Genomic DNA, 13233 nt, shown 5'->3' with positions numbered 1-13233 from the left:
TCGATGAAAAGGAATATTGCGGTGCTTCAAGGAGATGGCATCGGGAAAGAAGTAACAAGAGGCGCTGTAGAAATCCTCGAAGCCGTTGCCCAAAGATATGGACACGATTTTGAATTTCAATATGGTGAGATTGGCGGCGGGGCCATCGATAACACAGGTTCACCCCTGCCGGATGAAACAGTGGAGATTTGTAAAAACAGCGATGCGGTATTATTAGGGGCCGTTGGAGGACCTAAGTGGGATGACCAGCCTGCGCACCTAAGACCGGAACGAGGTTTGTTGAAAATCCGAAAAGATTTGAATCTTTATGCCAACATCCGTCCAATCAGCTATTATTCCAGCTTGTCGGAATCTTCTCCTCTTAAAAAGGAATTCATTGAAGATGTGGATTTCGTGATTGTCAGGGAACTAACTGGCGGCCTTTATTTCGGAAAGCCAAGTGAGCGCGTTGAAAAAGAAGGGAAAGAGGCGGTCGTCGATACACTTTTCTATCAGAAAAGCGAAATGAAGCGCATCATTGAACTTGCTTTTGCATTAGCATCGGATCGCAAGAAAAAAGTAACATCCGTGGATAAAGCGAATGTTCTTGAATCCAGCAGGATGTGGCGTGAGACGGCTGAAGAAATTGCCAAGGACTATCCGGATGTAATCCTTGAACATATGCTTGTTGATAATGCAGCCATGCAATTGATCAAAAATCCGAAACAATTTGATATTATCGTGACGGAGAATATGTTCGGTGATATTTTAAGTGATGAAGCGTCGGTATTGACTGGCTCGCTTGGAATGCTACCTTCCGCCTCCATATCAACAAATGGGCCTAATCTATATGAACCGATTCATGGTTCCGCCCCGGATATCGCAGGCAAAAACCTGGCTAATCCGATTGGGACGATTTTATCAGCGGCTTCCATGCTGCGTCTATCCTTTGGTTTGGAAGATGAGGCGAAAGCCGTTGAGCAGGCGGTGGAAACTGTCCTTGAATATGGCTTAAGAACAGGCGATATCGCAAATGGCCAACCAAGTATTACGTCCACTACAGAGATGATTGCAGAAATAAAAGCAAATCTTTTAGACCAGGAAGCCATTTCCAACATCATGGGAGCTTACGCATAAACTTCTTTCACGGCCTAACATTAGGCCGTGTTTTTTAAAAAAATACAAGATTGATCGAGGTGGGATAGTGATGGGAAAGTCGATAATAGAGAAAATATGGGATCGCCATATTGTAAATGAAGAGGAGAATAAACCGGATTTAATTTATATAGACCTTCAATATATTCATGAAGTGACCTCTCCGCAAGCATTTGAAGGATTGAGATTAAAAGGACGCACAGTCAGGAGACCCGATCGCACTTTCGCGACAATGGATCATAATGTGCCAACCGTTAATCGCTATTTCATCGAGGATGATATTGCAAGGAAACAACTAGATGCGCTTGAGCAAAACTGTAAGGAGTTCGGTATCCGCCTTGCTGATTTAGACAGCCCGGATCAAGGTATCGTTCACGTTATCGGGCCGGAATTAGGGCTTACACAGCCAGGGATGACGATTGTCTGCGGAGACAGTCATACTTCCACACATGGTGCGTTTGGCTCGATTGCATTTGGAATCGGTACGAGTGAGGTCGAGCATGTTTTGGCCACTCAAACCCTATGGCAAACTAAACCGAAAACATTAAAGCTTGAGGTTAATGGCAAGCTTGGTCATGGTGTGATGGCGAAAGATGTCATTTTATATGTGATTTCTAAATTCGGCGTCAATTTCGGTACTGGACATATCATTGAGTATTGCGGGGAAGTTTTCCGGGATATGTCGATGGAAGAGAGAATGACGGTTTGCAATATGTCGATCGAAGGCGGGGCAAGAGCGGGGCTGGTAGCTCCCGATGAAACAACGTTCTCTTATTTGAAAGGTCGAAAATATTTGCCGAAAGGAGAAGAGTTCGAGCGGTGTGTTCAGGACTGGAAGTCACTTTCCAGTGATGAGGATGCTGTTTATGACCAAGTAATCATTCTTGATGGCAGTTTGATTCCACCAATGGTGAGCTGGGGGACGAATCCAGGAATGGCTAGTGGCGTGGACGGTAAAGTGCCTACCTTCGCGGAAGGTATCATGGATCCCAAGGAACTGAATCGAGCCATTGAGTATATGGGTCTTAAGGAAGGCATGCCGATCACGGAAATTCCCGTACAACATGTTTTCATAGGATCGTGTACCAATTCACGAATTGAGGACTTACGGCAAGCTGCAGAAATGATTGAAGGCCAAACTGTTCAAAAAGGAGTTCGGGCGATGGTCGTTCCCGGTTCACAAAGCGTCAAAAGGCAAGCGGAAGATGAAGGGTTGGATGAAATTTTCAAATCTGCGGGCTTCGAATGGCGTGAATCGGGCTGCAGCATGTGCCTGAGCATGAATCCTGACGTGGTACCGGCCGGTGAGCATTGTGCCTCCACAAGTAATCGGAACTTCGAAGGCAGGCAAGGCGCTGGAGCAAGAACGCACCTGGTTAGTCCGGCTATGGCTGCCGCGGCCGCCATTCATGGGAAATTTGTCGATATTAGGAATTTGAAAAGAACTGAACAAGTCCATTAAGAATACGAATTAACCGGAGGTGCATAGAATGGAACCCATTACTATATATAAAGGAAGAGCGGCGGCACTTGACCGTAAAAACGTGGATACGGACCAAATCATTCCAAAGCAATTTTTAAAACGGATTGAGCGAAGCGGATTTGGCGAATTTTTATTCTATAACTGGCGTTTTGATGAAAATGGAAAGAAGCGTCCTGATTTTGAATTGAATCAGCCTCATAATCAAAACACGTCCATTTTAATAGCAGGAGAAAATTTTGGCTGCGGTTCTTCGCGTGAGCATGCCCCTTGGTCATTGAAAGACTACGGATTTGATATCATCATCGCTCCGTCATATGCTGATATCTTTAAAAGTAATTGCATGAAAAATGGCATGGTTCCCATCGCTTTAACCCAGGCTGAGGTAAACTATTTAATGGAGAGAGTGTCCGCACCTGACTATGAGTTGACGATCGACCTTCCCAATCAGACATTGAAGGATGGTCAAGGGTTTGAAACAAGCTTTGAAATTCATCCATATTGGAAGGAAATGCTCATCAAAGGCTGGGATGAAATTTCGATAACGCTTCAATATGATAAAGAGATTTCTGCCTATGAATCTCAAAAAAAGGCTGTTTCGAGTATTTAATAGAAGAAGGTCATATCCCGTTCTCCTTTCTTAATTTGAAAGGATGCGGGATTTTTTTATCTGGGAAAGAAAGAAAGGTGTTCATCCGCCCATATAAATTTTGTGTTTCCTGCTATTACATGCTAAACTGTTTTTCAAAAAGCGAACGGTGAGGCGGAAAATAGGATGGATAATGAGAATAACCAAAAGAAGGCCGGAGAAACCAAGATTATCGCCTTTCCAAATCTCGGTGAAAGGCTGATTGCAAAGGGACTGGATGAGCTTGGAAACAGAAACTTTAAAACAGCTGCACAGCTTTTCAGCCAAGCCAGGGAGTATGAGCCCGAGAATGATGAAGTTTGCATGGGGCTAGTGGTCTCGCTAGTCGAACTTGAGCATTACAAGGAGTCAAAAGAGTTATGTATAGAGATGCTGAATAAAGGCATCGGTGACTATTTTCAACTGATCAATATTTATTTGATGGTACTGCTGCAATTAGGTGAGCATCAGGAAATGGTCACGACGATCGAACTGCTATTTGAAGAAAGCCAAATTCCCTTTGATAAAGAGGAGCATTTCGAAAAGATGCTTCAGTTCAGTAAAAGGGCCCTTGAGGATAAAAAAGAGGAGAAGGAAAGGCAAAATCAGCAGCTTTCGGAGGAATTGCAGAAGGATGAACTTTTTGAAGGGAAAACGGATAATGAAATGCTAATGGTCATTTCAAAACTCACGAATATCAATATTCGACCATTTATCCCTCAAATCGAAAAATTTCTACAAAAAGATGAGGGACACCCTTTCTTTAAAACGATGCTCCTTAACATCCTTATCGACCAGGAATATAACGAGGAAGTGACGTTGAGGAAATTCAATCAATCGAAGTCGGTCATACCAAGGGAATTGAAAAGTTTGAAGGAGACGGACTTCTATAAGAAGGTAACCGGACTGACCGAAGCGGAAATCAGTCAGGATAATCCGAGCTTATTTGAAATGGTCCATAGTTTGATTGAACGTCATTCCTTTTTATTGTTTCCTTTTGAACCCGGACCTGAAAGCTTGCCTGCATGGGCAGCTGCCTATCATGCCTTGGCGGAAGAATACATGACCGGGGAAGTTTTCGGTAGGGACTTAGCGGACCAGTACCAGGCTGATGAGGAAAGCATTGCGGATATTCTTTCCTATATAAAAGAAATTGAAGAAATTTCTTATCCCATTATTTAAGCTATTGCTGTTGTAACAGATTAATCCTGTGGTATAATGTAGTGGTTGTAATGTATATTCGTCTAATTTTGACGATTTCCCCAATATTTTTTGGGTATATTTGAAGGATGACTTGTTAACACTTGCAAAGCATATTCATCCAATGCTTATTATTGAAGTATATAGATTTTTTGGAGGGAAACACATGTCTGTAAAATGGGAAAAACAAGAAGGTAATCAAGGCGTACTAACAATTGAAGTTGACGCTGCAAAAGTAAACGAAGGTTTAGACGCAGCTTTCAAAAAAGTAGTGAAACAAGTAAATGTACCTGGCTTCCGTAAAGGTAAAATGCCACGTCAAATGTTCGAAAAAAAATTCGGCGTAGAATCACTTTACCAAGATGCGCTTGATATCATTCTTCCAGATGCTTATGCAAATGCTGTCGAAGAAGCTGGAATTCAGCCTGTAGATCGTCCTGAAATCGACATCGAGAAAATGGAAAAAGGCGAAAACCTGATCTTCACTGCAACTGTAACAGTTAAGCCTGAAGTTAAATTGGGAGATTACAAAGGTGTTGAAGTTGAAAAATTCAATACTGAAGTAACTGACGAAGATGTTGAAAACGAATTGAAAACTTTACAAGAGCGTCAAGCTGAGCTTGTCGTTAAAGAAGAAGGACAAGTTGCTGAAGGCGATACAGTTGTTCTTGACTTTGAAGGATTCGTTGATGGTGAAGCATTCGAAGGCGGAGCTTCAGAAAACCATTCATTGGAAATCGGTTCAAACTCTTTCATTCCAGGATTTGAAGAGCAACTTGTCGGTCTTGAAACTGGCGCTGAAAAAGATATCGAAGTTACATTCCCTGAAGAATACCATGCTGCTGAACTTGCAGGTAAACCAGCAGTATTCAAAGTGAAAATTCACGAAATCAAAACAAAACAACTTCCTGAGTTGGATGATGAGTTCGCGAAAGATGTCGACGACGAAGTGGAAACTTTGGCTGAACTTAAAGAAAAAACAAAACATAAATTAGAGCATGACAAAAAACACGAAGAAGAAAACTTCATTCAAAACACTGTAATTGGTAAAGCTGTTGAAGGCGCAGAAATGGACGTTCCTGAAGCGATGATTTCAAATGAAGTTGACCGCATGATGAATGAGTTCTCTCAACGCATTCAATCTCAAGGTCTGAATTTGGAACTTTACTACCAATTCTCAGGTCAAGACGAAGAAGCTTTAAAAGCGCAAATGAAAGAAGAAGCTGAAGGACAAGTTCGTACGAGCCTAACTCTTGAAGCAATCGCTGAAGTTGAAAAACTTGAAGCGACTGACGAAGATGTAGAAGCTGAACTTGCACAAATGGCTACTATGTACAATATGGAAGTTGACGCGATCAAACAAGCTCTTGGAAACTTAGAAGGAATCAAAGGCGATCTTAAAATTAAGAAAGCAATTGACTTCTTGGTAGAAAACAGCAAAACAGTTGACGCAAAATAATTTTTATAAATAAGTAGATTTAAATATTTCCTTTAAAAAAAACAAGGCGCGAGTAATCGTGCCTTGTTTTATACATATTGAGAATTAGTGTAAATTTCAAATATCGGTTATTTCCTGATTGATTTTTTTTGGATTTCAGTGTAGATTAGTTCTAATACCGCATATACATATTTATACAGCAAATCCTGCTTTTAAAAATCCAAAGTTTTGGGCATACTGGTAAAGGGCAAATACATATTGATTGATTATTGTACTTATTTAACAACTCGGTCGCGTGAGCATTTTTGTTACTAAACTTCCAAGAACATGATAAAATGCAAAACATACTAGGGATTTTGGAATGCTTAAGTAGATGTGTGCCTAGTTTTTTTCAATACGATTGGGTACCGCTATGTAATAGAGTTGGAAGAGTATTTAAAGGGGTGAACGTACATGTTTAAATTTAATGATGAAAAAGGACAGTTAAAATGTTCTTTTTGCGGTAAAACACAAGAACAAGTCCGTAAACTGGTTGCTGGTCCAGGTGTCTATATTTGTGACGAGTGTATAGAACTTTGTACGGAGATCGTCGAAGAAGAGCTGGGCACTGATGAAGAAGTGGAATTCAGGGATGTTCCTAAACCTATGGAAATCCGTGAAATTCTTGACGAATATGTGATTGGACAAGAACAGGCAAAGAAATCTTTGGCTGTCGCTGTTTATAACCATTATAAACGTATCAATTCCAATAGCAAAGTTGACGATGTGGAGCTTTCTAAAAGTAACATCGCCCTGATCGGACCGACGGGAAGCGGGAAAACCCTTCTTGCGCAAACATTGGCGCGATTACTGAATGTTCCTTTTGCGATTGCTGATGCCACTTCATTGACGGAAGCTGGATATGTTGGGGAAGATGTCGAAAACATCCTTCTAAAGCTGATCCAAGCCGCTGATTATGATGTGGAAAAAGCGGAAAAAGGCATCATTTATATTGATGAAATCGATAAAGTTGCCCGTAAATCGGAAAATCCTTCTATTACACGTGACGTGTCTGGTGAAGGTGTGCAACAAGCATTATTGAAAATCCTTGAAGGAACGGTTGCAAGCGTTCCGCCTCAAGGTGGACGTAAACATCCACATCAGGAATTCATCCAAATCGATACGACCAACATTTTGTTCATCTGCGGCGGTGCCTTTGATGGCATCGAACCGATCATCAAACGCCGTCTTGGTCAAAAAGTCATTGGTTTTGGCTCTGACGTGAAAAAGGATGATGTTGCAGAAAAAGAATTGCTTTCAAAAGTCCTTCCTGAAGACTTGCTTCGTTTCGGATTAATTCCGGAATTCATCGGTCGTCTTCCGGTAATTGCGACTCTTGAGCAATTGGATGAAGCTGCGTTGATTGAAATCCTTACACAGCCGAAAAATGCCCTTGTTAAACAATATCAAAAGTTGCTTGAGCTTGACGATGTTGAATTGGAATTCGAACAGGAAGCGCTAAGTGAAATTGCTAAAAAGGCAATTGAACGTAAAACTGGTGCACGTGGTCTGCGATCCATCATCGAGGGCATCATTCTTGAAGTGATGTTCGACCTGCCTTCACGTGATGATGTTGCAAAATGTGTAATCACAGGCAGCACGATTTCGAAAAACGAATCTCCAAAGCTCGTCCTAAAAGACGGTACAACCATCAAAGGACAAGAAAAGAAAACATCTGCTTGATAATATGGAAAAGCAAGACTGCCAGTTCATGCTGGCAGTCTTTTTCTTTGTCTTTTTTTCAAATTGTTGTTATTTAGGATAAAAACGCCAAAATTTTCAACGCGAATTTCTTGGATAATTTCGCCCTTCCAAAGGAGATACTAACAGAAATGACAAACTAGGAGAGTGCAGGAGGGAATACGATGAATTGGACAGGATTGGCGTTGTTTATCCAGCTGTTTTTTGGGATCATTATTGGATTGTATTTTTTGAACTTATTGAAAGGCCAGCGGACACAAAAAGTTTCCATTGACCGTGATTCACGTAAGGAGATGGACCAATTACGGAAGATGAGATCGATTTCGTTAACAGAGCCATTGGCAGAGAAAGTCAGACCAAGCACATTTAATGAAATCATCGGTCAAGAAGATGGGATTAAATCTTTAAAAGCTGCTTTATGCGGGCCGAATCCCCAGCATGTGATAATTTACGGTCCTCCAGGGGTAGGGAAAACGGCAGCTGCCAGACTTGTTTTGGAAGAGGCGAAGAAAAATGGCAAGTCCCCTTTTAAGAAATCAGCCGTTTTCGTTGAATTGGACGCCACCACAGCAAGGTTCGATGAACGGGGGATTGCCGATCCGCTCATTGGTTCTGTGCACGATCCAATCTATCAAGGAGCCGGGGCAATGGGACAGGCAGGCATTCCGCAGCCAAAGCAGGGTGCAGTCAGCAATGCTCATGGAGGTGTACTGTTCATAGATGAAATTGGGGAGCTTCATCCAATACAGATGAATAAACTGTTAAAGGTATTGGAGGATCGTAAGGTCTTTCTGGAAAGTGCTTATTATCAAGAGGAAAATCAAAATATTCCCACTCACATCCATGATATTTTTAAAAATGGACTGCCGGCTGACTTTCGATTGATTGGGGCCACAACTAGAACACCAAATGAAATCGCCCCTGCGATACGCTCAAGATGCATAGAAGTGTTTTTCCGTGAACTTGACCGTGAGGAAATAATCACCGTGGCTAAGAATGCCTCAGATAAAGTGGGGATCACCATCAGTGAAAAAGGCTTGCAGTCGATCTCGGATTATGCCCGAAATGGCAGGGAAGCTGTCAACATGATTCAGACTCTTTCTGGAATATCAATTAATGAAAACAGGACTTTTATCAGAGAAGAAGATATAGATTGGATGGCCCATAGCAGCCAGCTGACCCAAAGAATGGACAGGAAAATAGAAGCGAATTCTAAAATAGGTCTTGTCAACGGTCTTGCAGTTTATGGTCCCAACAGCGGGGCGTTGCTGGAAATCGAGGTTACGGTCATGGCCGCTACTGATGAAAAAGGATCGATAAACATTACTGGCATCGTTGAAGAAGAAAGTATCGGCGGCGGAAGTGGCAAATCGATTCGCCGCAAGAGCATGGCAAAAGGTTCAATTGAAAATGTCATTACGGTTTTACGGTCGATGGGAGTGCCTGCCGATCAATTCGATATCCATGTGAACTTTCCGGGCGGAAGTCCAGTAGATGGCCCTTCTGCAGGAATTGCAATGGCCACAGGCATATACTCGGCCATATATAAAATCCCTGTTGATCACACAGTGGCGATGACTGGAGAAATAAGCATTCATGGCGGCGTTAAACCGATCGGCGGTGTCATTCCGAAAATCAAGGCAGCAAAACTGGCCGGGGCAAAGAAAGTAATCGTCCCAGCCGAAAACATGCAGCCGCTTCTATCTGAAATCAAGGATATAGAAATCATTCCCGTTTCGAATGTGAAAGAAGTGCTGGATCAGGCACTGAAAAAAGAATTGATGTCGGAACAAATCCTCACAACCTTGGACCTATCAAAAAAAGAAAGTGTATAAAGGAAATGCCCCGGCTAAAAACAAGAACCGGGGCATTTTAAGGACCATATTGGCGTTCCGGACAAACCTGAAGTAAAAATAAACACGCATTCAGACGTGCTTTTTTATCTAATATTGGAGATAATAATAGCAGTCGAAACGTGTTAAGGTAAACGAATAGACACTTCTATATAAATAGGATAGAATTGTTAAAAGGTTGAGAACATGGGTAAATAGTTTACAACGACGATACTAATTAGATGGAGGTGTCAGGAAATGACTGATAAAGAAATCATCGTCCCCCTCCTGCCGCTTAGAGGACTGCTTGTATATCCAACGATGGTACTTCATTTAGATGTAGGCCGAGATAAATCTGTACAAGCCCTTGAGAAAGCAATGGTGGAAGACCATCTTATATTTTTGACGACACAACAAGATGTTTCGTTGGACGAACCAGGTGAAGAAGATTTATTTACAATGGGAACTTTAACAAAGGTGAAACAGATGCTGAAGCTTCCAAATGGTACAATCCGGGTGTTGGTGGAAGGGTTGAACCGCGCAGAAGTCATTGAATTTTACGATTATGAGACACATTATGGTGCCAAGATTAAAATATATGAAGACAGTGATGAAAAGGATGCTGAACATCAGGCATTAATGCGCACACTACTGGATTATTTTGAACAATACATAAAAATGTCCAAGAAAATAACCGGTGAAACGTTTTCGTCCACTTCGGATATTGAAGAGCCTGGACGATTAGCGGATATAATCGCTTCCCATTTGCCTTTGAAATTGAAGGAGAAGCAAGAAGTGCTTGAGACCATTGATATGAAAGAGCGTTTAAGCCGTGTAATCGAGATCATCAATAACGAGAAAGAAGTTCTTTTTCTCGAGAAAAAAATCGGCCAGCGTGTTAAGCGTTCGATGGAACGGACTCAAAAGGAATATTATTTACGAGAACAAATGAAAGCGATCCAAAAGGAATTGGGAGATAAAGAAGGAAAAACAGGGGAAATTGAGGTTCTCAACGAAAAGATAGAAGAAGCGGAAATGCCTGAGCACATCAAAGAAACGGCACTAAAGGAATTGGACCGTTATGAAAAGGTTCCTTCCAGCTCGGCCGAAAGTTCTGTCATCCGCAATTATATCGAATGGTTGATCTCGCTTCCTTGGACCAAAGCGACCAAAGATGACTTGAATATTCATAAAGCCGAAAAAATCCTGAACCGGGACCATCATGGTTTGGAAAAGGTGAAGGAGCGGGTGCTTGAGTATCTGGCCGTCCAGCAATTGACCAATTCATTGAAGGGACCGATCCTTTGCTTGGTGGGACCGCCAGGGGTCGGAAAAACCAGCTTGGCTAAATCGATCGCTTCATCGCTGAATAGGAATTTCGTCCGTATATCTTTAGGTGGGGTGCGCGATGAGTCAGAAATCCGCGGACATCGCCGTACATATGTAGGGGCGATGCCAGGGAGGATCATTCAAGGCATGAAAAAAGCTGGAACGATCAATCCAGTCTTTTTACTGGACGAAGTGGATAAGATGTCCAATGACTTTAGGGGAGATCCATCTGCAGCGATGCTGGAGGTGCTCGATCCAGAGCAAAATCATAATTTCAGTGATCATTATATTGAAGAAACTTACGATCTTTCCAAAGTCATGTTCGTGGCGACGGCGAATAATTTGGGATCGATTCCTGGCCCGCTTCGTGATCGTATGGAAATCATTTCGATTGCAGGTTATACTGAGATAGAGAAACTTCATATAGCCAAGGATCACTTGCTGCCTAGACAGCTGGAAAACCATGGTTTATTGAAGACACAACTGCAAATTCGTGAGGAAGCTCTTACAAAAATCATCCGTTATTATACTCGGGAAGCCGGTGTTCGAAGTTTGGAGCGACAGCTTGCAGGCATCTGTCGGAAGACTGCAAAAATCATCGTGTCCGGAGATAAAAAGCGGGTCGTCATATCAGAAAAGAATGTCGAGGAGTTTTTAGGGAAAACCATGTTCCATTATGGACAGGCGGAGGTCGAGAACCAAGTCGGTGTAGCTAATGGATTAGCATATACGTCGGTAGGCGGCGATACGCTGCAAATCGAGGTTTCCTTATCACCAGGTAAAGGCAAGCTGATCCTGACAGGAAAGCTTGGCGATGTAATGAAAGAGTCAGCCCAGGCTGCTTTCAGTTATGTCCGTTCAAAAACCGAGAAACTTCAGATTGATGCGAACTTCCATGAAAAATATGATATTCATATTCATGTCCCTGAAGGTGCGGTCCCAAAAGATGGCCCTTCTGCAGGCATCACGATTGCAACAGCGTTAATATCGGCCCTTACAAATAGGCCGATCAGAAAAGAGGTAGGCATGACAGGCGAAATTACATTACGCGGACGGGTTCTTCCGATCGGCGGGCTTAAAGAAAAATCTTTAGCGGCCCATCGCGCAGGACTTACGAAAATCATCATCCCGCAAAATAATGAAAAGGATATTGATGATATCCCGGAAAGTGTCCGTAAAGCATTAACATTTGTTCCAGTTTCACACGTCGATGAAGTCCTTGAGCATGCATTGGCAGGTGTGAACGAATGAAAGTGACGAGTTCAGATATTGTCATCAGTGCTGTGAAGCCTGAACAATATCCCAATACTCCAATACCGGAATTTGCCTTGGCAGGCCGTTCCAACGTTGGAAAATCCAGTTTCATCAACAAAATGATCAATCGAAAAAACTTGGCGCGCACATCCTCTAAACCGGGTAAGACGCAGACCTTGAATTTTTATATCATAAATGAAGCACTCCATTTTGTGGATGTACCGGGTTATGGTTATGCAAAAGTATCCAAGACGGAACGTGATGCTTGGGGAAAAATGATCGAAACGTACTTCACTTCCAGAGACCAGCTCCGCGCTGCGCTTCTGATTGTTGATTTGCGTCATCCGCCTACAAAGGATGATATCGCGATGTATGAATTCCTGAAGCATTATGATCTGCCCCGGATCGTCATTGCAACCAAAGCGGATAAGATTCCAAAAGGCAAATGGCAGAAACACTTGAAAATCACGCGCCAAACGTTAAATATGGAAAAAGAAGATGAATTGCTTCTATTCTCTGGTGAAACAGGCGAAGGCAAGGAACAAGCCTGGGGCGTCCTTAAGAAATATATGTAAAAGAAAAGGGTATTCCGCATCTGGAATACCCTTTTTCATTATGGAATCGAAAATTCTCACTTTTTTCGAACCAAAAAATAAATGCCGATTGCCATCAACGCAAATGGCCAAAACCTTTCGATGTTCGCCGTGCTTGTTTCAACAAGCCCAAAAGACGATGTGATTTGATCATAGAATAAGAAAGTGATCGAGATGAGAAGTATTACCATCCCGTGAAACATTCCAGAATTTGTTTTACGTGCCCGGAGAATAAATCCCAGCGAGATGATTAAAATAAAGATACCTATATTATCCGGCCAAATATCCAGATTCTCGACGATATGGAAGTGAGCCCCGAACCCCAGTAAGATGACGCCTGGCAGGATGGACTCATATTCATTACCGCTATATGCCTGAATCAGGAAGGCTGCACCAACTATACATAATAAAGTGGGCCAGCTGAAAAAGCCTGGAAAGATTTCGATTTGGGAATGTTCAAGAAAAAAATAGAGCCCGAAACCGATTAATACGATTCCTGGGAAAATACGCTGCGTTTTCATTTTATCCTCCTATGCAATTCGATTACTTGAAGTTTTTTGCCATTTTTGATATGGTACTTTTGTACACAATGTCGAAATATGTAT

At 42.2% G+C, this 13233-nt stretch carries 10 protein-coding genes; 9 read left to right on the top strand and 1 reads right to left on the bottom strand.

Going from position 1 to position 13233, the window contains the following annotated elements:
- The first annotated feature begins 3 nt into the window (after window positions 1–3).
- The 9 genes from leuB to yihA all read left to right on the top strand — a co-directional run bounded on the left by leuB (window position 4) and on the right by yihA (window position 12610).
- Window positions 4–1116: a 3-isopropylmalate dehydrogenase gene (gene leuB / locus ACIQZD_RS03340; protein ID WP_402898151.1), complete on the top strand. Its 1113-nt coding sequence runs from the start codon at window positions 4–6 to the stop codon at window positions 1114–1116.
- 70 nt (window positions 1117–1186) lie between these two features.
- Window positions 1187–2596, top strand: a complete 1410-nt coding sequence (gene leuC / locus ACIQZD_RS03335; protein WP_402898148.1) for a 3-isopropylmalate dehydratase large subunit — start codon at window positions 1187–1189, stop codon at window positions 2594–2596.
- 28 nt (window positions 2597–2624) lie between these two features.
- Window positions 2625–3224 carry a 3-isopropylmalate dehydratase small subunit gene (leuD, locus tag ACIQZD_RS03330; protein WP_402898144.1) on the top strand — a complete coding sequence of 200 codons (600 nt, stop codon included), beginning with the start codon at window positions 2625–2627 and terminating at the stop codon, window positions 3222–3224.
- A 165-nt stretch (window positions 3225–3389) separates the two neighbouring features.
- Window positions 3390–4424, top strand: coding sequence for a tetratricopeptide repeat protein (locus tag ACIQZD_RS03325; protein WP_402898140.1), 1035 nt, complete (start codon window positions 3390–3392; stop codon window positions 4422–4424).
- 184 nt (window positions 4425–4608) lie between these two features.
- Window positions 4609–5901: a trigger factor gene (tig, locus tag ACIQZD_RS03320; protein WP_101222812.1), complete on the top strand. Its 1293-nt coding sequence runs from the start codon at window positions 4609–4611 to the stop codon at window positions 5899–5901.
- A 432-nt stretch (window positions 5902–6333) separates the two neighbouring features.
- Window positions 6334–7602: an ATP-dependent protease ATP-binding subunit ClpX gene (gene clpX, locus ACIQZD_RS03315; protein WP_057276653.1), complete on the top strand. Its 1269-nt coding sequence runs from the start codon at window positions 6334–6336 to the stop codon at window positions 7600–7602.
- Window positions 7603–7784: 182 nt separating this feature from the next.
- Window positions 7785–9455 carry an ATP-dependent protease LonB gene (gene lonB, locus ACIQZD_RS03310; protein ID WP_402898136.1) on the top strand — a complete coding sequence of 557 codons (1671 nt, stop codon included), beginning with the start codon at window positions 7785–7787 and terminating at the stop codon, window positions 9453–9455.
- A 255-nt stretch (window positions 9456–9710) separates the two neighbouring features.
- Window positions 9711–12032 carry an endopeptidase La gene (gene lon / locus ACIQZD_RS03305; protein ID WP_402898133.1) on the top strand — a complete coding sequence of 774 codons (2322 nt, stop codon included), beginning with the start codon at window positions 9711–9713 and terminating at the stop codon, window positions 12030–12032.
- A complete protein-coding gene (yihA, locus tag ACIQZD_RS03300) occupies window positions 12029–12610 on the top strand; it encodes a ribosome biogenesis GTP-binding protein YihA/YsxC (RefSeq protein ID WP_034308918.1) in 582 nt (193 codons plus the stop codon). Before lon ends, yihA begins: the two co-directional genes overlap by 4 nt.
- Window positions 12611–12666: 56 nt before the next feature.
- On the opposite strand, the gene ACIQZD_RS03295 is transcribed toward yihA, so the two are convergent.
- The gene (locus tag ACIQZD_RS03295; RefSeq protein ID WP_101222808.1) at window positions 12667–13149 is read right to left on the bottom strand and encodes a LiaI-LiaF-like domain-containing protein; all 483 of its coding nucleotides are present in this window, start codon (window positions 13147–13149) and stop codon (window positions 12667–12669) included.
- Window positions 13150–13233: the final 84 nt, after the last annotated feature.

The organism is Peribacillus sp. NPDC096447, assembly GCF_044762725.1.
In the GTDB taxonomy this organism is placed as follows: domain Bacteria; phylum Bacillota; class Bacilli; order Bacillales; family DSM-1321; genus Peribacillus.
The sequence above is the reverse complement of the archived record's forward strand: the minus strand, read 5'-3'. Positions and strand labels throughout refer to the sequence as shown.